This window comes from Paraburkholderia sp. CI3 (assembly GCF_050436505.1).
Classification (GTDB): domain Bacteria; phylum Pseudomonadota; class Gammaproteobacteria; order Burkholderiales; family Burkholderiaceae; genus Paraburkholderia; species Paraburkholderia tuberum.
This window is the reverse complement of the sequence record NZ_JBNDMI010000004.1, coordinates 2,145,953-2,164,030: the sequence shown is the minus strand read 5'-3', so window position 1 is coordinate 2,164,030 and position 18,078 is coordinate 2,145,953. Positions and strand designations below refer to the sequence as shown.

The 18,078-nt window shown below is 60.6% G+C and carries 14 protein-coding genes, 2 tRNA genes and 3 pseudogenes; 11 read left to right on the top strand and 8 right to left on the bottom strand.

Translation table 11 applies throughout. The annotated features are described in order from the left end of the window. Positions 1-433: 433 nt before the first annotated feature. The 3 genes and pseudogenes from OKW29_RS31360 to OKW29_RS31350 all read left to right on the top strand — a co-directional run bounded on the left by OKW29_RS31360 (position 434) and on the right by OKW29_RS31350 (position 4,848). Positions 434-2,197 carry a serine hydrolase gene (locus tag OKW29_RS31360; RefSeq protein ID WP_429293777.1) on the top strand — a complete coding sequence of 588 codons (1,764 nt, stop codon included), beginning with the start codon at positions 434-436 and terminating at the stop codon, positions 2,195-2,197. Positions 2,198-2,335: 138 nt separating this feature from the next. Continuing rightward, positions 2,336-3,483 (top strand): annotated as a pseudogene (locus OKW29_RS31355) (IS3 family transposase); the annotation flags it as partial. Between the two features lie 363 nt (positions 3,484-3,846). Beyond that, positions 3,847-4,848 carry a hypothetical protein gene (locus OKW29_RS31350; protein ID WP_429293776.1) on the top strand — a complete coding sequence of 334 codons (1,002 nt, stop codon included), beginning with the start codon at positions 3,847-3,849 and terminating at the stop codon, positions 4,846-4,848. Between the two features lie 197 nt (positions 4,849-5,045). Here OKW29_RS31350 and OKW29_RS31345 read toward each other — a convergent pair whose 3' ends face one another. Beyond that, a complete protein-coding gene (locus tag OKW29_RS31345) occupies positions 5,046-5,903 on the bottom strand; it encodes a PA4780 family RIO1-like protein kinase (RefSeq protein WP_429294978.1) in 858 nt (285 codons plus the stop codon). 631 nt (positions 5,904-6,534) lie between these two features. Between OKW29_RS31345 and OKW29_RS31340 the strand changes: the two genes are divergently transcribed. From OKW29_RS31340 to OKW29_RS31325, 4 genes are all read left to right on the top strand, one after another. Further along, positions 6,535-7,311, top strand: coding sequence for a hypothetical protein (locus OKW29_RS31340; RefSeq protein WP_429293775.1), 777 nt, complete (start codon positions 6,535-6,537; stop codon positions 7,309-7,311). 10 nt (positions 7,312-7,321) lie between these two features. Further along, positions 7,322-7,738, top strand: coding sequence for a DUF4279 domain-containing protein (locus OKW29_RS31335; protein WP_429293774.1), 417 nt, complete (start codon positions 7,322-7,324; stop codon positions 7,736-7,738). A 321-nt stretch (positions 7,739-8,059) separates the two neighbouring features. Further along, positions 8,060-8,836, top strand: a complete 777-nt coding sequence (locus OKW29_RS31330; protein ID WP_429293773.1) for a hypothetical protein — start codon at positions 8,060-8,062, stop codon at positions 8,834-8,836. Positions 8,837-8,845: 9 nt separating this feature from the next. After that, the gene (locus OKW29_RS31325; RefSeq protein WP_429293772.1) at positions 8,846-9,265 is read left to right on the top strand and encodes a DUF4279 domain-containing protein; all 420 of its coding nucleotides are present in this window, start codon (positions 8,846-8,848) and stop codon (positions 9,263-9,265) included. A 179-nt stretch (positions 9,266-9,444) separates the two neighbouring features. Here the strand turns inward: OKW29_RS31325 and OKW29_RS31320 are convergent. The 3 genes and pseudogenes from OKW29_RS31320 to hemN all read right to left on the bottom strand — a co-directional run bounded on the left by OKW29_RS31320 (position 9,445) and on the right by hemN (position 11,978). Then, positions 9,445-10,183: pseudogene (locus tag OKW29_RS31320) on the bottom strand (tyrosine-type recombinase/integrase). 201 nt (positions 10,184-10,384) lie between these two features. Beyond that, a tRNA-Leu gene (locus OKW29_RS31315) sits at positions 10,385-10,469 on the bottom strand. 123 nt (positions 10,470-10,592) lie between these two features. Beyond that, a complete protein-coding gene (gene hemN, locus OKW29_RS31310; protein WP_429293771.1) occupies positions 10,593-11,978 on the bottom strand; it encodes an oxygen-independent coproporphyrinogen III oxidase in 1,386 nt (461 codons plus the stop codon). 178 nt (positions 11,979-12,156) lie between these two features. Between hemN and OKW29_RS31305 the strand changes: the two genes are divergently transcribed. From OKW29_RS31305 to OKW29_RS31295, 3 genes are all read left to right on the top strand, one after another. Continuing rightward, entirely contained in the window at positions 12,157-12,459 is a 303-nt protein-coding gene (locus OKW29_RS31305) for a YkgJ family cysteine cluster protein (protein ID WP_429293770.1), read from the top strand. An 84-nt stretch (positions 12,460-12,543) separates the two neighbouring features. Continuing rightward, positions 12,544-13,137 carry a DUF1439 domain-containing protein gene (locus OKW29_RS31300; RefSeq protein WP_429293769.1) on the top strand — a complete coding sequence of 198 codons (594 nt, stop codon included), beginning with the start codon at positions 12,544-12,546 and terminating at the stop codon, positions 13,135-13,137. A 90-nt stretch (positions 13,138-13,227) separates the two neighbouring features. Further along, the gene (locus tag OKW29_RS31295) at positions 13,228-14,064 is read left to right on the top strand and encodes an undecaprenyl-diphosphate phosphatase (protein WP_187630797.1); all 837 of its coding nucleotides are present in this window, start codon (positions 13,228-13,230) and stop codon (positions 14,062-14,064) included. A 70-nt stretch (positions 14,065-14,134) separates the two neighbouring features. On the opposite strand, the gene trmB is transcribed toward OKW29_RS31295, so the two are convergent. Next, positions 14,135-14,941 (bottom strand): tRNA (guanosine(46)-N7)-methyltransferase TrmB, encoded by an 807-nt coding sequence (gene trmB, locus OKW29_RS31290; protein WP_429293768.1) that lies wholly within the window; start codon positions 14,939-14,941, stop codon positions 14,135-14,137. Positions 14,942-15,067: 126 nt separating this feature from the next. Continuing rightward, positions 15,068-15,141: transfer RNA gene (locus tag OKW29_RS31285), tRNA-Gly, on the bottom strand. 224 nt (positions 15,142-15,365) lie between these two features. Between OKW29_RS31285 and OKW29_RS31280 the strand changes: the two genes are divergently transcribed. Next, positions 15,366-16,949 carry a methyl-accepting chemotaxis protein gene (locus OKW29_RS31280; protein ID WP_429293767.1) on the top strand — a complete coding sequence of 528 codons (1,584 nt, stop codon included), beginning with the start codon at positions 15,366-15,368 and terminating at the stop codon, positions 16,947-16,949. A gap of 58 nt (positions 16,950-17,007) precedes the next feature. On the opposite strand, the pseudogene OKW29_RS31275 reads toward OKW29_RS31280, so the two are convergent. Both OKW29_RS31275 and OKW29_RS31270 read right to left on the bottom strand, forming a co-directional pair. After that, positions 17,008-17,573, bottom strand: a pseudogene (locus OKW29_RS31275) (YggT family protein). A gap of 157 nt (positions 17,574-17,730) precedes the next feature. Beyond that, a complete protein-coding gene (locus OKW29_RS31270) occupies positions 17,731-18,051 on the bottom strand; it encodes an EthD family reductase (RefSeq protein WP_429293766.1) in 321 nt (106 codons plus the stop codon). Positions 18,052-18,078 lie beyond the last annotated feature (27 nt).

The following is an 18,078-nucleotide window of genomic DNA, read 5'->3' as shown; positions in this document are numbered from 1 at the left end:
GTCCGGCGATCACCACTCAGTCTTCCGTCTGTTCGGCCATCTCAAGATCGCGTCCATTTCGACTCTCCTTTCAAGTGAAGAGAAAATCAGTCTGCGCCAACCTCGATGGGCGATACCCGACCCGCAAAAGTCGTTCAATTTTCTCCATAACGGCCGTTCGTTCAGGAACGCAGTCGTGGCATTAGCGTTCACTAATCGAATACTTTTTTATTTTTCCCTGTAGAATTTCTTGCGGTTTTTGACTTGCTCCAGTCTTCACTGCTTCACATCAAAAAGCCATACCGTTCAAGGCAGGGTGAGTGCCTCCAAAGAGGCTTCCTGAGTATCCTTTGGCAAATGAGCGCGACGGATTTTCCTCTGTATTTAGCGATCGGGCAAGAGCATGAGAGCAACCTCTCTCTCGACAATTGACCTTCGAATCAAAGGACGGTAGATGCTAAGCGATCTGGGCGATTTCGACGATTACATAAAAGCACAGGTGCATGAATGGAACGCGCCCGGCATAGGCGTCAGTATTGTAAAAGACGAAAAAGTCATCTTCACGAGAGGCTACGGTTATCGTGACTATGCAAACAGACTGCCGTTTTTATCGTCAACTTTGTTTCCTATCGCGTCGAACACCAAGTTATTTACGGCCATTGCCGCCGGCATTTTGGTCGAAAAGGGCGCGCTGACCTTCGATCAGCCGATCCGCGATGTTGTCCCGAGTTTGCGTTTTTACGACAAGTCGCTCGATGCCGCGGTGACACTACGCGATATGCTCGGCCATCGTACCGGCGTGCCCCGGTACGACATGATCCTGCATAGAGCCGAGTTCTCAAAGAAGGAACTATTCGACCGGATCCGATTCATGAAGCCTATCGCTCCATTTCGATCGAAGCTTATCTACAACAATATGATGTACGAGGCTGTGGGCCACATCATCGAGTTGCTAAGCGGCAAGTCGTGGGATCAATTCGTCCGCGACGAGGTTCTGAGTCCTGTGGGTATGCCCCAGACTGCTTTCACCATTGCCGGCATGCTGGCTCATCCGAATCACGCGGTACCGTTCACGGAGAGGCGCGATAGTGAGGCGCTCTGGCAGACACCGTATCCGGAGTTGAACTGGTCGAGTCCAGCGGGGAGCATCGTCTCTAGCCTCGATGATATGAGTCGCTGGCTGGCCGTGTTGATGAACAACGGGGTGATGGCTGGAAAGAAGGTGATTCCGGAGCAGATACTGCAGGCTACTTTGGCGCCTGGGCTCGCATTTCCGGACCCGCTGGGCGACGTCCTTGGTTTTGAGCCGGAGATTAATTCAATCTATGGGATGGGCCGGCAAACCTCTTCGTATCGGGGACATCTGCTTGCGAGTCATGGCGGCGATCTCCGCGCCTTCCATTCGCAGGTCTCGTATTTGCCGCGCGAGAAATTGGGCGTAGTCGTGTTCGTGATCGGGGACCACTGCTCGATGCTGCGAAATGCCGTCGGCTACAACGTCTACGACCGCCTGCTGGGACTGGGTGAGTCGAGTTCGATGGATGCATTGCGCGAGTTCCATTTGAAAGCAAAGCAGAACATGCGCGAGTCGCGCGAACGGGTAAGGCCAAGCGCAATTCCAGACACGCGGTTCTCACACGATCTCGCAGACTACGTCGGTCGCTACGAGCATCCTGCCTACGGGCAACTACATATCTCACTCAACGATTTCCAGCTTCAGTTTCGTTTCCGTCAAACGAAGCTGCCATTGCATCATTACCACTACGACCGGTTCGATACCGACGATGACGAGGCCGAAGGCGCGTGGTCCATGTCGTTTCTGACCAGTCCACTCGGCGATATCGACCGCGTCAGTTTGTGGCTCGACGCGACGGATGCCGTGTTCGTCCGGATTCCGGACGCGCCTGCGTCAGGTGTGCTCAAGCAGCTTACCGGCACGTACCAGGCTGCTTTCGGCGCCAAGTGCGCGATCAAGCTGCAGCGCGACAACCAGCTCATGCTGCACTTTCCAGAGGCTCCTGCGGAAGTTTTAACTCCGCTCAAGGGTCTTCAGTTTCGCAACCCGAAATGGCCACAAAGGACATTCGAGTTCGTGATGGAAAACGGGCGCGTGGCCGCATTGAGGCACTGGAACTCGGTCGCCGAGTTCGTTTTGACTCGGGTCGAGAATGCTGATTCCGCCGATACGATGGAGCATGAAGAGCCGATCGCCGATTAAACCGGGCGGCCCATCATCATCGACAGGAGCTGTATTGGGGAATGCACTGGCGGGTGAGATCGGGAGGGCGCGTTCGAGCTGACTTGAAGTTGACCCAGAAAAACGGACATCTATCCTTTGGAGAAGGAGGTGCCGATTATGGGCAAGCATCGTACCCCGTACCCGGCGGAATTTCGGGCACAAATGGTCGGGCTGGTGAAGGCCGGACGCAGGCCGGAGGAACTGGAAAAGGAGTTCGAGCCGACTGCACAGACCATCTACAACTGGGTGGCGCAGGCTGATCGCGACACAGGTGTGCGGCATGACGGTCTGACCACAGCCGAACGGCAGGAGCTCACACGGTTGCGTCGCGAAGTCCGGCAACTGAAGATGGAGCGCGACATCCTCTCTCACGCGGCAGCCTGGTTCGCGAGGGAGACGGGATCCATTCCACCGAAGGGCGGTACGGATTCATGAAAGCGAACCGGGCCCGCTGGCCCATCGCGATGATGGCACGGCTGCTCGGCGTCTCGACGAGCGGCTATTACACGTGGCTGGTGCGTGAGCCCGCGATGCGCACGCGTAGCGATGCGCAACTGCTCGCGCATATCCGCACGCTCCATGCAAGCTCGCGCGGCACGTATGGGGCACCGCGTATCCATGCGCAACTCGCGCGCGAAGGCGTACACGTGGGGCGCAAGCGGGTGGCGCGCCTCATGCGTATGGCGGGTCTGCGCGGGGCAAGCCGGCGGCGCTGGCCGCGCACCACACGGCCACGCGCAGGCGCCCGGCGTGCGCCTGATCTGGTGCGCCGGCACTTCAGTGCCGACGCGACAAACGTGCTGTGGGTCGCAGATGCGACCTATGTACCCACCGGTGAAGGATTCCTCTATCTGGCAGTCGTGCTGGATGTGTTCAGCCGTCGCATCATCGGCTGGGCGATGTCCAACCATCTGTACACCGAACTGATGTTACGCGCGCTGGACATGGCGTTGCAGCAACGACGCCATGACGGTGTGATTCTACATTCCGATCAAGGCTGTCAATACACCTCCATTGCCTTCGGGCGGCGCTGCCGAGAAGCCGGCGTACAACCGTCGATGGGGACCGCCGGCGACGCTTACGACAACGCGATGTGCGAGTCGTTCTTCGGCACGCTCGAAGCCGAACTGCTCTGTCGCGAACACTTCGCGACCCACGAACAGGCACGGCGGCGTCTGTTCTCGTTTCTGGAGAGCTGGTACAACATACGCCGCCTGCACAGCAGCATCGGCTACTGTTCGCCGCTCGAGTTCGAAAACCTGCATGCGCAAGGTCAAAGCTTATCGCCGCGCGGGTTGTCCACCGCCAGGCAGCGTCGTGGTCGTGACAGGCGACCCGCCGCCCGGCCGTCGACAACCCGCGATTTGATCTTATCGGGAGGTGCCACACCGCACTAAACTCAACTGCAAATCTATCCAACTCAACTGCAAATCTATCCGTCGAACCGGGTCAACCTCAACTTCCGCTTAAGGCATCCAGCTCATGTCGACCCACAAGGGAAGGTCGCGTTGATTGGACCCAGACACCCAACCAAATGCATCACGCAGAACCCTGCCGCCTGTCCGACCGTCATAAATGCTTGTTCAACGATTCGTAACGTTCGCCGCCAGAGTGATGGAGCCCACACGATGACAATAGCTGCAAGTCCGATTGATCCGATCGCCGCTATTCTTGACGCTTTCAAATCCCACAATGTCGTCGCGCTTTGCGACGGCGGCCACGGCTGTGAGCAAGCATATGCTTTTCGGGTTTCGCTGATCCGGGACCCCCGATTTGCTTACATCGTGAACGACATCGTAGTTGAAAGTGGCAATTCTCTTTATCAGGAGATGATGGACCGGTTCGTTGCGGGGGATGACGTACCCGAAAATCAACTCCGCCAAGCTTGGCAAAACACTACGCAGCCCCACGATGTGTGGGATCGTCCTGTCTTTGAAGGGCTTTTTCGTGAAGTCCGCGATGTGAATGCCTCGCTCCCTAAAGACCGTCAGATTCGCATCTTGTTAGGCGATCCGCCGATAGATTGGTCGAAAATCAATAGCGCCGACGATCTCGATAAGGCTTGGAAAGCCATGGGCGACCGCAACACCTGTGCGGTTGAAATTATCCAACGTGAAGTGCTGGCCAGGCAGCGCCGCGCTTTGGTCGTCTATGGCGGCATGCACCTTTTGCGCAAGAACCTGTACTGGCAATTGAAATTCCCAGAGAAGGCAGAGCAGCGATTCGACCCGTTGCCGAATACCATCGTTTCGTTGCTGGAAAGCCAAGGCGTCAAAGTCTATTCTGTTTGGACCCCGGTGTTTGGTGATCCGGCGACTTTACAGTCCGACGTCAGCTCCTGGCTGACGCCAAGTCTTGCGCTCATTCTCGGCACTCCGCTCGGAGAGGCGAGCTTTCGATCGTATTATCCGCACGCCATGTTCACTAGGCACGACGACGTCATGGTGGAGATATATGTCGATCCTGTCCGCTCTCCTGTGATGCAGGAGCAGTTCGACGCCATCCTTTATCTTGGGCCGCCTTCCGAGTTAACCTGGAGTGAACTCTCTCCCGCGCTGTCCTCTGATCCGGCATACATCAAAATGCGGTCAGACAGGCTCGCATGGGCCGGCACTGGCGACGGTCGCTAACGCGCCGATGGCTGTTTAATTAGATTCGGGACGAATCATGGACGGATTTGCGGTGGCGCGGCAACCGAACGCGACGCTCGGTCCAGCGACGGAAACTGGCCGAACTCGACTATTCTGACGGTGCGCAACCGGTTCCCGGTGCAACATTCGTCGAAGACCTTGTTTCGGGGCACCTTTCGGGGTACATCGAGCACGGGTTATCCGTTCGCGCTCAGTTCCTGCTGTCGCCGCACTCGCGCGTCTTCGTCAAGACGTGTCTCTTCGAGTTCCTGCAGCACGCTATCGAGGTCGACTGGTCGCGTGTCGAGCTCGATGCGGCCGGTCAATTTGACATCGACTTTCAGCTCGGCTGCTTCGAACAGCGCCCAGATCTCCGTTCCGTAATCCGCGCCGAGAATTTGCGGTGCAAACCGTCCGAAGTACGCAGCGAGGTTGTCGACGTCACGCTTGAGCATCGAGGCGGCTTCGTTGTTGGCGGCGGCGTCGATGGCCTGAGGCAGATCGATGATCACCGGTCCATCAGCCGCCAGCAGGATGTTGTATTCGGACAGGTCGCCGTGAATCACACCCGCGCAGAGCATGCGGACAACCTGGTTGAGCAGCAGGGCGTGCAGTTCAAGGGCGCGCGCTTCAGTCAGATGGACGTCATTGAGGCGTGGCGCGACGTCACCCGTTGCGTCGACCACCAGTTCCATCAGTAACACCCCATCGGTACAGATATAGGGTTGCGGCACTCGCACGCCCCCGTCGGCAAGTCGGAACAGTGCGTCGACTTCGGCGTTTTGCCACAACTCCTCCTGCATCTGGCGCCCATAGCGAGTACCTTTTTCCATCGCACGCGCCTGCCGGCTGTTCTTGACCTTGCGGCCGTCCCGATACGATGCGGCTTGCCGGAAACTGCGCTGCTTCGCGTCCTTGTAGACCTTTGCACACCGCATCGAGTCGCCGCTGCGCACGACGTAGACGGTTGCTTCCTTGCCGCTCATCAACTGGCCGATCACTTCGTCGATGAGTCCTTCGTCAAGAAGCGGTGCAAGCCGTTTGGGTATTTTCATACGACCGACCAGTGCGGCTCGTGGCGCGTGCGTTCGAAATGCGTGGAAGGCGAATGGGTCGCTGAGGTGTGCGGAATCGGCGAACCGATGAATCGCGTAGGCGGTTCCGCTCGTCGGGTTGCTACATGGGGAGTGGAGGGAGTCATGCCGGATTATAAAGGGAACGAGGGGGAGGCGACTCAAATCAAATCTCCTGGCGACTGCGCAGATGCATTGTCGCCGCTCCTGGCCGCTGGCTACTTGCCACGACGGGCAGCGCCCGACCCACAACAAGCATTCGACTTTCTCCAAAGCGGCAACGGTTGCGCAGGTGTCGATTTTTGGTCTCTTCGAGGATGCGCTCGCGGACGTACGCGCCGTATTGGCGCGAACAGCGGCTTCGGGCGAATGATCTGCTGCGCGAGTGCCGCCAACGGCTCGAAAGGTCATAGACCAGCGGTACGGTCGCTGCCCGCGAGCATCCGCGCTACGGGCGCGAAAAACCGCAATGTTCCTGCGGGCGCTTTTTTCCGTTTCATCGAGAGCCATGGAGATTTTGGGCTGTCGCCCATGTACGGACTGCCTGTCGCACGGTAATTATCTGACTGCTGTCAACCCCGGCAGCGACTTCAGATAGACCATCGACACACCTATGTCCCTGTCCGTATTTGAAATGCACTCCGTGGAGCTGTTCTGCCAGCGGCCACCGGGTGCCTGTTATGTCATCTGCGACGAATGGCACTATAAAGCGTGTTTCGGCAAGGCCGCAGACTTTCAGAGGGCCAGTGCGGAGACCCGGGAATTTCTTGACATTGCCCAACTGAATGGTAGGACGTGGCAGGAGGACCGGAAGCTGGTCAGGAATCTCATTGGCGGTCACTGGCTGTTTTTTCATGATGTACGGGACCGGAACCCTGACACCGATGGCTGGTGGGTCATCCTTGCGCTTCTCGAAGAGGTGCGCCGCGGTGCCCTGCTTGCCATTAAAGGCCCTCGCGATAGCCTGTTTCCGTCACCCTACAGCAGCACGCCGTTGAGGGATATCGCAGCGAGGGCCGGTAATCGCCCGGACGGCGAACCTGTGCTGTCTGTCCAGTATGATCCGGCCACCTTGCAAACCTGGCTGAACGCTGCGCGCGCAGCCAGGGCTGGCGATAGAGGCGCATCAACGCTGCTCGGCGACGCGCAGCCGTTTGAGTATGTGCCTGATGCGTTGAGCGGCGATGTCGTTGAACTCGCCGCGAGCACGAACAATCCAAACTACGCGGCGAAGATGCTGGGGTATGGCCGCGACACGTTTGGCGACATGGTCCATGCGATGAAATATGACCTCAAGCTGCGAGGCGATGACAATGTCATTTGGCACGATAGTGGGGACGTTGAATTTAGAAAAAACATCATCGGCAATATGCACGACTATGCAAACTGATCTTCATACGATGAACGCACATCAACTCGCACATGCATCATTTTCAATAGCCGGGGATGATTTAGATCCCGAGGTTTGGACCAGATATTTCGGCGTTCCGCCCGACACGGCGATAGTCAAGGGGAAGCGGTTTATGACTCCGTCGGGGCGATTGAGCAGCATGCCGGGGCGTACCGGCGTGTGGGGGGTGAGAAGCAAAGCCGCCGTTCATAGCGACTCGCTGGAACCGCATCTCCGCTATCTTATTGATCGCCTGAAGTTGCCGCGAGACGACTTGCGCCAGCTACTCGCAGACAAGGGCGCACAGATGCGTTTCTTCTGTTATTGGGACAACGAGAGCGGCGACCGCATCCCTGATGTGCCCGACGATATTCGCACCATGATGGAAGCCATGGGCGGCACGGTTGAGATTGATGAATATCGATAGAGCCTCGCTCGAATGCTCTTCGAGGATGCGCTCGCGGACGTACGCGCCGTATCGGCGCGAACAGCGGCTTCGGGCGAATGATCTGCTGCGCGAGTGCCGCCAGCGGCTGGAAAGGTCATAGACCAGCGGTACGGTCGCTGCTCGCGAGCGTCCGCGCTACGGGCGCGAAAAACCGCAATGTTCCTGCGGGCGCTTTTTTCCGTTTCATCGAGAGCCGTGGGGATTTTGGGCTGTCGCCCATGTACGGACTGCCTGTCGCACGGTAATTATCTGACTGCTGTCAACCCCGGCAGCGACTTCAGATAGACCATCGACACACCTATGTCCCTGTCCGTATTTGAAATGCACTCCGTGGAGCTGTTCTGCCAGCGGCCACCGGGTGCCTGTTATGTCATCTGCGACGAATGGCACTATAAAGCGTGTCTCGGCAAGGCCGCAGACCTTCAGAGGGCCAGTGCGGAGACCCGGGAATTTCTTGACATTGCCCAACTGAATCACAGGAAGTGGGAGGAGGACCGGAAACTGGTCAGGAATCTCATTGGCGGTCACTGGCTGTTTTTTCATCATGTACGGGACCGGAACCCTGACACCGATGGCTGGTGGGTCATCCTTGCGCTTCTCGAAGAGGTGCGCCGCGGTGCCCTGCTTGCCATTAAAGGCCCTCGCGATAGCCTGTTTCCGTCACCCTACAGCAGCACGCCGTTGAGGGATATCGCAGCGAGGGCCGGTAATCGCCCGGACGGCGAACCTGTGCTGTCTGTCCAGTATGATCCGGCCACCTTGCAAACCTGGCTGAACGCTGCGCGCGCAGCCAGGGCTGGCGATAGAGGCGCATCAACGCTGCTCGGCGACGCGCAGCCGTTTGAGTATGTGCCTGATGCGTTGAGCGGCGATGTCGTTGAACTCGCCGCGAGCACCAATAACCCACGCTATGCCGCCAAGATGCTTGAATATGATCAAAACACGTTCAGCGACATGCTTCACGCTATGAAGCAGTACAACAAATTGCGCGGCGACAACAACGTAATCTGGCATGACGATGGAGACGTGGAATTTAACGGCGTGATTATCGACAACATGCACAGTTGGACACCCTAAAGGAATGTTATGGTAACGACCCATCAACTTGCACATGCTTCTTTCACTATCTATCAGGACGTGGAGCGGCCCGAATTCTGGACAAACTATTTTGGCGTTGAACCGGACATGCAGAGTGTTCGGGGGCAATTCCGCACTACACCATCTGGGCGCACTAGCAAGTACCCCTCTCGAATTGGTGTATGGAGTGTGGATAGCAAGGGGCATGTTCAGAGTAATATTCTTGCGCCTCACCTTCGCTATCTTGTCGAACGCTTGGCATTGCCCCGATCAGACCTGCCCGAATTGCTCAAGCGCACTGGCGCGCATATGCGTTTCTTCTGCTATTGGGACAACGAGAGCGGCGACCGCGTGCCTGATGTGCCCGACGATATTCGCACCATGATGGAAACCATGGGCGGCACGGTTGAGATTGATGAATATCGATAGAGCCTCGCTCGAATGCACAAGCCGATCCTTGCGAGTCGGCTTTTTTGTGCGAGCTTGTAAGGCACAGCGCAAGTGTTATGGGCCGCACTTCTGAACTAATCCTCCATGCCGCAAACATGCACGGCCCACGCTTCCATCATCGGGCGGCGCTGTTCCAAATGGTTGTCCCGCTGAGGTAGTCAGGCGACCGTCCCGCCTTTGATCGGAATGACTTCGGCCCCGGCCTTGATCCGGTCAAGGTAATCGGCCCACTCCTGCATCATCTCGCGGCGCTCGCGAATGAATTTTGTGCGGTTGTACGCCGAACCAAGGTTATCCGGTACAGCGTGCGCGAGTTGATGCTCGATCACTTCGGGCTTGTGTTCCAGTTCTTCATGCAGGATCGGATCGCGAAACGGAACACGCGGCTTATTTCGCTGCGCAGACGGTGAGCCGTAAAGCGAGCGCCCCGGCTATCCACGCGTTTAAGGACCGCCAGAATCTCGGGTGCGTCAATTTCCGCGATGGGTCGCTTGCCAAGCCAGGGAAGCGCGTCATTCCTGAAACGCGCAAGCGTTTTTTCATACTGCCCGCTTTCAACGGACTGACCGCGCTCTTCCATCCAGGCGAGCGCAACGGCTTCGAATGAATTGGCAGCAGCAAGGCGGGCGGCGCGTTTCCCGGCCTTTTTGGCTTCCCCGGATCAATGTTTGCTGCCAGTTTTTCGCGGGCGTCGTCCCCACGCTTGCGGGCATCGGCAAGCGGCACACCTGGATAGACGCCAAGTGCGAGGCTCTTTTCCTTTCCGGCAAAACGGTACTTGAAAATCCATCGCTTGCTGCCCGTTGGCGTGACAAGCAGCAGGCCGCCACCGTCGTACAGCTTCTGCTGTTTTTCACCCGGCTTCGTGTTACGGATCGTGGCATCGGTCAGCGCCATGTTTGCGTCTCCGGTTGTCGCGCCGCTGCTGGGGGCGTTTTCCATCCGACGGGCGCTTGAGTCGTGGCAACCCCCGAAACGACCCCCTGGTGGGGGTTGTAATCGCTGGTGACCCCTTGGAGACTATGGCAAACAAAAGCCCCGCTCAGCGCTAGCTGTCGGGGCTTCGTGGTCAACCGTTGAAACCGGTTGATGAGTGTTTGGTGCCCAGGGCCGGAATCGAACCGGCACGCCTTGCGGCGGGGGATTTTGAGTCCCCTGCGTCTACCAATTTCACCACCTGGGCAGATACTGCAGCGCGCGCATCGGGAGTTAAGCGCGCGAGGAAGACATAGATTATGGCCGAAAATCGGTAGACGGGCAAGTCGATTGCCTTCACCCGCCACAGCGCGTTCGCGGCGAGCGGTGCTCAGACCGTGCGCGAGAATCGTGTGAGCGTCTGCTCGCCCAGATAGCGGTCAAATACCATCGCGAGATTGCGCACGAGCGTGCGGCCGGCCATTCGCACTTCGAGCTTGCGTGCGCCGAGCGAGATCAGCCCGTCGTCCTCGAATGAACGCAGACGCGCGAGTTCCGGCGCGAACGTGTCGGCGAAGTGGATGCCGTACGCCGCTTCGAATTCGTCGAAGCGCAGTTCGAGGTTGCACATCAGCTGCGTGATCACGTCGCGCCGCAGACGGTCGTCGGCGGACAGGCGGATGCCGCGCGCGATCGCGAGCCGGCCCGCATCGATCGAGTCGGTGTAAGCGGGCAGCTCTCGCGCGTTCTGCGCGTACACGTCGCCGACCTTGCCGATCGACGAGGCGCCAAAACCGATCAGATCGCACTCGGCCCGCGTGCTATAGCCCTGGAAATTGCGATGCAGCGTGCGCTGCGCCTGCGCGCGAGCGAGCTCGTCGGTGGGCAGCGCGAAGTGATCCACGCCGATGTACACATAGCCCGCTTCAGTCAGCCGTTCGACGACCCGTTGCAGCAGAGCCAGCCGCTCCTCGCTCGACGGCAGCGTCGCTGGATCCATCTGGCGCTGCATCTTGAAGAGCTGCGGCATGTGCGCATACGCGAACACCGACAGCCGGTCCGGCGCCAGTTCGAGCATCGTGTCGAGCGTGCGGCTGAAGCTCGCGACGGTTTGATGCGGCAGCCCGTAAATCAGATCGACGCCGATCGAATGAAAACCGTACGTGCGCGCCGCCTGCATCACCGATGCGGTCATCTCGAACGGCTGGATGCGATTGATCGCCTGCTGGACGCGCGGATCGAAGTCCTGCACGCCGAGGCTCAGCCGGTTGAAGCCGAGGCGGCGCAGAAGCGCGACCGTATCGGGCGACGCCTCGCGCGGATCGACCTCGATCGAATATTCGGCTCGATCGTCGGGCAGAAGTTTGAAGTGCTCGCGCGTCGCGGCCATCAGCTCGGCCATCTCGTCACGCGACAAAAACGTCGGCGTGCCGCCGCCCCAATGCAATTGCGAGACGGGCCGCTGCGTATCGAAACATGCGGCCTGCAAACCGATTTCGCGTTTGAGCCGCTCAAGGTACGGGCGCGCATGCGCGCGATTTCTCGTCACGACCTTGTTGCAGCCGCAGTAAAAGCACACGGTGTCGCAAAACGGAATGTGGAAGTACAGAGACAGATCGGTCGACGCGGCACCCGGGTCGGCGGCGGCGCGGTGATAGTCGGCGGTGTCGAACGATTCGCGGAACTGCGGCGCGGTCGGATAGGACGTATACCGGGGACCGTTCGCGCTGTAGCGCGCGAGCAGGTCGGGGCGGAACAGGGTGTCGGTTTGGGACATGAGCGGTGTCGGACGGTGGGCGGCTCTCGCAGCGTGCCGCGTGTCATGGTCAGTCAGCAGCTTCGAGTTTACGTGCGTGCCCACGGGACCCGATTGTGTAAAAAGGTCGCACGGACAGGCAGTGGCACAATGCGGGTCTGGCAATACGTTGCCAAGGTTTGAGTTCAGGAAAGATGACGTGGATCAAAGGTTGAACAGTGCATGGGTGGACGCTCACGCGTGCCGTCCCGATTGCGGCGCGTGCTGTATCGCGCCGTCGATTTCGAGCCCGATTCCAGGCATGCCGAACGGCAAGCCGGCGGGCGTGCGCTGCGTGCAACTCGGCGACGATCTGCGCTGCGCGATCTTCGGCCGGCCGGAGCGGCCCGCATGCTGCTCGGGTCTGCAGCCGCAACTCGAGATGTGCGGCGCGAATCGCGGCGAAGCGCTCGCGTGGCTTACGCAACTCGAGGCGCAAACACAACCGGCATCCCATCCATGACGCGCGGCATGCGGTAAACGCCGTCGCTGACCACACCCGTCAACGCAAGCCGATGTCCGCAAGGGCTTCCACAGGAGATTTCGCATGACTCGACCCGCAGCGCCGGCCCGGCGCCGCTTTCTGCGCGCTGCGCTGACCGGCTGCAGCGCGCTTGGCATCACTGTGTCGCTCGCGGCTTGCGCGAGCCCGACGTTTCCGTTCATGCCGTCGCACTACACGTTCTCGCAGAAGCAGGTGCAGGAGGCCGTGCAGCGCAAGTTCCCGTATCAGCGCACGGTGTCGCAGGTGTTCGATGTCGCGCTGAGCAATCCGGTGGTGGGCATGCTGCCCGATGCGAACCGCGTGCAGGTGAAGCTCGACGCGCGTTTCGCGAGTCCGTTCCTGGAGCAGCCGGTCGATGGCGTGTTCACGCTGTCGAGTGAACTTGCATACGACGCGGCGAGCCGTTCGGTGATCCTCAAGTCGCCGAGTGTGGACAACGTCAGCGTGAGCGGCGAGGCGCAGATGTACACGCAGCAGATCAACGCGGCCGCGGCGCTGCTCGCGACCCAATTGCTGACCAACTATCCGATCTACACGTTCAAGCCCGAGCAACTGCAATTTGCCGGCGTCAACTACGAACCCGGTACAATCACGATCCTTACAAACGGCATACGCGTGCAGATCGTCGAAAGATGACTGGCACGCGCGGCCACGTGGGCCGCGCATGCCAGTCATGACCGTGCGGGCCCATTTCGTTGCGACAACCTACCGCGATAAGGGGCACGGATGGACTGGTTACTGGCTTGCAAGGCGCTGATTCTCGGCGTGGTCGAGGGTTTGACGGAGTTCTTGCCGGTGTCGAGCACCGGGCATCTGATCGTCGTCGGCAGTCTGCTGGATTTCACCGACGAGCACGCGAAGACCTTCGATGTCGTGATCCAGCTCGGCGCGATTCTCGCCGTGTGCTGGGAGTTTCGCCGGCGCATCGGCAACGTGATCGTGGGGCTGCCGAGCCGGCCCGAGGCGCGCCGCTTCGCGCTGAACGTGATCATTGCGACGATTCCGGCAGTCGTGCTCGGCCTGCTGTTCGAGAAGTCGATCAAGGAGGTGCTGTTTTCACCGGTGCCGGTCGCGTTTGCGCTGGTCGCGGGCGGCGTCGTGATCCTGTGGGCGGAGGCGCGCCAGCGCGCGCGCGGCGACGCGGCGGTGCGGGTGCGCAGCATCGACGATCTGAGCCCGCTCGATGCGTTGAAAGTTGGCCTCGCACAGTGCTTCGCGCTGATTCCGGGGACCTCGCGCTCGGGCTCGACGATCATCGGCGGCATGCTGTTCGGCATCGAGCGCCGCGCCGCGACCGAGTTTTCATTCTTTCTCGCGATTCCGATCATCTTCGGCGCGACGGCCTATGAGCTGTACAAGGACTGGCACCTGCTCACCACCGACGCGCTCGGCAGCTTCGCGCTCGGCTTCGCGGCCGCGTTCGTCAGTGCGTTCGTCTGCATCCGCTGGCTGCTGCGCTATGTCGCGTCGCACGACTTCACGGTGTTCGCGTGGTATCGGATCGGCTTTGGCCTGCTGATCCTGCTGATCGGTTATAGCGGCGGGTTGAGCTGGGCCGATTGAGATTTGCCGTGCGATGAAAAAGGTCCGCGTATGTGCGGACCTTTTTTCGTTGGCTTGCCGTCTCGTCGCGTCACGCGGCGCCGCGCTTGCGGAACACGAGGTCCCACACGCCGTGGCCGAGCTGCAGGCCACGCCGTTCGAACTTCGTCACCGGACGATAGTCGGGCCGCGGCGCGTAGGTGTCGGCGGTGTTTTCGAGCAGCGGATCGGCGCCGAGCACTTCGAGCATCTGTTCGGCGTAGTTCTGCCAGTCGGTCGCGCAATGCAGATACGCATCCGGCTTCAGACGCGACACGAGCAGCGCGACGAACTTCGGCTGGATCAGCCGGCGCTTGTGATGGCGCACCTTGTGCCACGGGTCGGGGAAAAAGATGTGCACGCCGTCGAGGCTGTCGGGCGCGATCATGTGCTGGAGCACTTCGACCGCGTCGTGCTGGATGATGCGGATGTTCGTCAGCGACTGCTCGCCGATCAGCTTCAGCAACGCGCCGACGCCGGGCTCGTGGACTTCGACGCCCAGGAAGTCGTCGTCGGGACGTTGCGCGGCGATCTCCGCGGTGGTGGCGCCCATGCCGAAGCCGATCTCCAGCACGCGCGGCGCTTCGCGGCCGAACACGCCGGTCCAGTCGGGTTGTTGTGGTGCATAGGGCACGACGAAGCGCGGGCCGAACTCATCGAGCGCGCGGCGCTGGCCGGTCGACACGCGACCTGCGCGCGTGACGAAGCTGCGGATGCGGCGGTGATGAAGCGTGTCTGCCGGCGTTGCACCCGGCGTGCCGTCGACGTCGTTCGTCTCGTTGCCAGCGGGCTGGTCGGTTGCGCTCATGGGGGGCGGGGCGTCGTCCGGGAGACCGGAGTCGTTTGGATCGTGGATCATCGTCGATGCTGCTGCAAGGGTGAGGGCTGCGCGGCTTGCGCGCTGTGCCGGGCCGTTGCCACTACAAAAAAGCCGCCTTCAGGGAGGCGGCTCTTGCTGGATTCCGCTGAACACTCAGCGGGAAAGTGGAGCGGGCGATGGGAATCGAACCCACGGCTCTAGCTTGGGAAGCTAGGGTATTACCATTATACGACGCCCGCAGAACTCGCGATTTTACAGGCTTTTGGGCCGTTTGGGCAGGGGTATGGCTCGCGCGCACGAGCAGCCGACCCGTCTTTTCGCTTCTGCGGTTCGAACGGCGCGAGCCTTCAGACTTTGTCTGCGCCTGCCGTTAATCCGGATACTGCCCAACACCGTGCGCTTGCGCACCCGCAAGCCGGCACGAACCCGGCGCTTCCCATCCCGATCAAGAGATTCTCCCAAGATGCAGTGGCTTTCCAATCTGAAACTGAGCCAGAAGCTTGTCGGCTCGTTGATGCTGTGCGCGTTCGTAACGGCCATCGTCGGCACGGTCGGTGTGCTGAAGGTGCGCGAAGTCGCGACGATGCAAACCGAAATGTACGACCGCGAATTCGTGCCTGTGCGCGACGACGGCACCGCCGCGTGGCAGGCGGCTTCGCACTTCCGGCGCCTCTATTCGTACATCCTGAATCCGGAGCCGACAGGCCGCGCCGATACGGTGCGCCTGAATCACGGCGGTGAAGCAGCGATCCTGTCGGCATTCGACTACGAGCGCAAGCATGCGACCACCGACGCGCAGAAGCAATTGCTGAGCGACTTCGACGCCGCCTATCCGGCCTATATGAGTTCGGTCGCGAAGGTGATGGCGCTGGCCGATCAGGGCGATCAGACCGGCGCGCTCGCCGAGCTCAAATCGACCACCGACCCGCTGCACGTCAAGCTGCGCACGCTGATGATCAAGCTGTCCGACGTGCGGGATGAGTTGGCCAGGCAACGTGTCGCGAACGGCGTCGAGATGGTTCGCTCGGTGACGTGGTGGATCGCGAGCTGCGCGGTCGTCGGCGTCGCGGTTGCGATCGGCCTGGGGCTGCTGGTGACGCGCGCGGTCGTGCGGCAGATCGGCGGCGAACCGGCCGAAGTCGCGAAGGTCGTCGAGCAGATCGCGGGCGGCGACTTGAGCCAGCGACTGCACACCGGCGCCGCCGACGACGGCAGTATCTTGCGCGCGGTCGCGCACATGCAGGAGCGTCTCGCGGCGACGATCGGTTCGATTCGCGAAAGCGCCGAGTCGGTCAGCATCGCTTCGCAGCAGATCGCGAGCGGCAACATCGATCTGTCCGCTCGCACCGAAGAGCAGGCCGCTTCGCTCGAACAGACCGCGGCCAGCATGTCGGAATTGACGCAGACCGTCACCCGCAACAGCGACAACGCGCGCAACGCGAGCGCGCTCGCGACTGAGGCTGCACAGGTCGCCAACACCGGCAACACTGCCGTCGAGGGCATGGTGCGCACCATCGGTGATATCAGCGGCAGTTCGACGAAAATCTCGGAGATCACCGGCGTGATCGAGGGCATTGCGTTCCAAACCAATATTCTCGCGTTGAACGCGGCGGTCGAGGCCGCGCGCGCGGGCGAGCAGGGGCGCGGTTTCGCGGTGGTCGCGAGCGAGGTGCGCAACCTCGCGCAGCGCTCGGCGAGCGCGGCCAAGGAGATCAAGGAGATGATCACGACGTCGGTCGCGATCATCGAAGGCGGCACGCAGCAGGCAGCCGAAGTCAGCACGACGATGGCGGATATCAAGGCCGCGATTCATCGCGTGTCGGATATCGTCAGTGAGATCGCAACGGCCTCCGAAGAGCAGAACCGCAGCATTCACCAGGTCGGCCAGGCCGTCACGCAGATGGACGAGACCACGCAGCGGAACGCGGCGCTCGTCGAACAGGCCGCGGCGGCCGCGCAATCGCTCGAGACGCAGGCGCGCAAGATGAGGCAGACGGTGTCGGTGTTCCGGACGGGGGAGAGCCGCGGTTTCGCGGCAGCCGTGTAGAAGCCGCGCCGACTCAAGCGGCCGCCGCGCGTCAGCCCAACTTTCCCGCGCAATCAGCTCAGATCACAAAATAAGTCAGCTGAACCGCCGCGCGCGTGACGACCATCTGCAGCACCTGCACGATCACGAACAGCAGGATCGGCGACAGATCGATGCCGCCGAATTTCGGCAGCACGCGGCGCAACGGATTCAGAAACGGCGCGGTCAGCTGATACAGAATCGGCATCGCGGGCGAACGCGGATTGAGCCACGACAGCAGCGCCATCAGGATCGTCATCCAGATGATCAGATTGAGCGCCCACTTGATCGCGGTGAGCACCGCGACGATCAGCAGCGTCGGCACGAGCGTCAGCGGATCCGCGCCCGTCAGCACGATCATCAGGACGACGTAGATGATCGCGGCGATCAGCGTTGCGACCACGCTCGCCCAGTCGATGTTGCGCGTGCTCGGCAGGATGCGCCGCAGCGGCAGCACGATCCAGTTGGTCGCCTGCAGCACGGCGTTCGAGACCGGGTTGTACGGCGGCAGGCGCACAACCTGCAGCCACGCGCGCAACAGCAGCGCGGCGCCAAACACAGCGTGAAAACGGTATTGAGCAGAAAACGGGCGATATCGCCAAACATCTCGTGTCCTTATGCTTCTGATGACGGCCGCCGACCGGCCGCGGGCTGCCGGCGTCGCCCGATCGGTGCGTGCCGGCGGTTTTCTGGAATTACCCGGTTAGCCAACCGGAGGTTCGACGTCATTGCGCGCCGCCTCCCGATGGCTGTCTGTCCGGCATCACACGGAAATCCGGACCTCGCTGATCAGGGTTGTGCCGTTGCCGCCGTCGGTGTAGTTCGGGATATCCGCTAATAGTTGCTCGGACGCGGGCTTGAACACTTTATAGAAGTCGTCCGCGCTATCGAACAGGAAGTGTCCCGCGGCCACGTAAGGCGGTGGCGTGCCGGGCGGCCCGGCGTTCAGGCCCGCGTCGACCGACCAGCCTTTCAGCGCCGGCCCGAACAGCTTCGCCGCGAGCGGCATATGGGTCGCGCAGTAGTAGTCCATGTCGAAGCGGCCGTTTTCCCGGTACGGGTAGAGGATGCTGACCTTGATCATTGTGCGTTCTCGTCTGTTGGTCCCGAA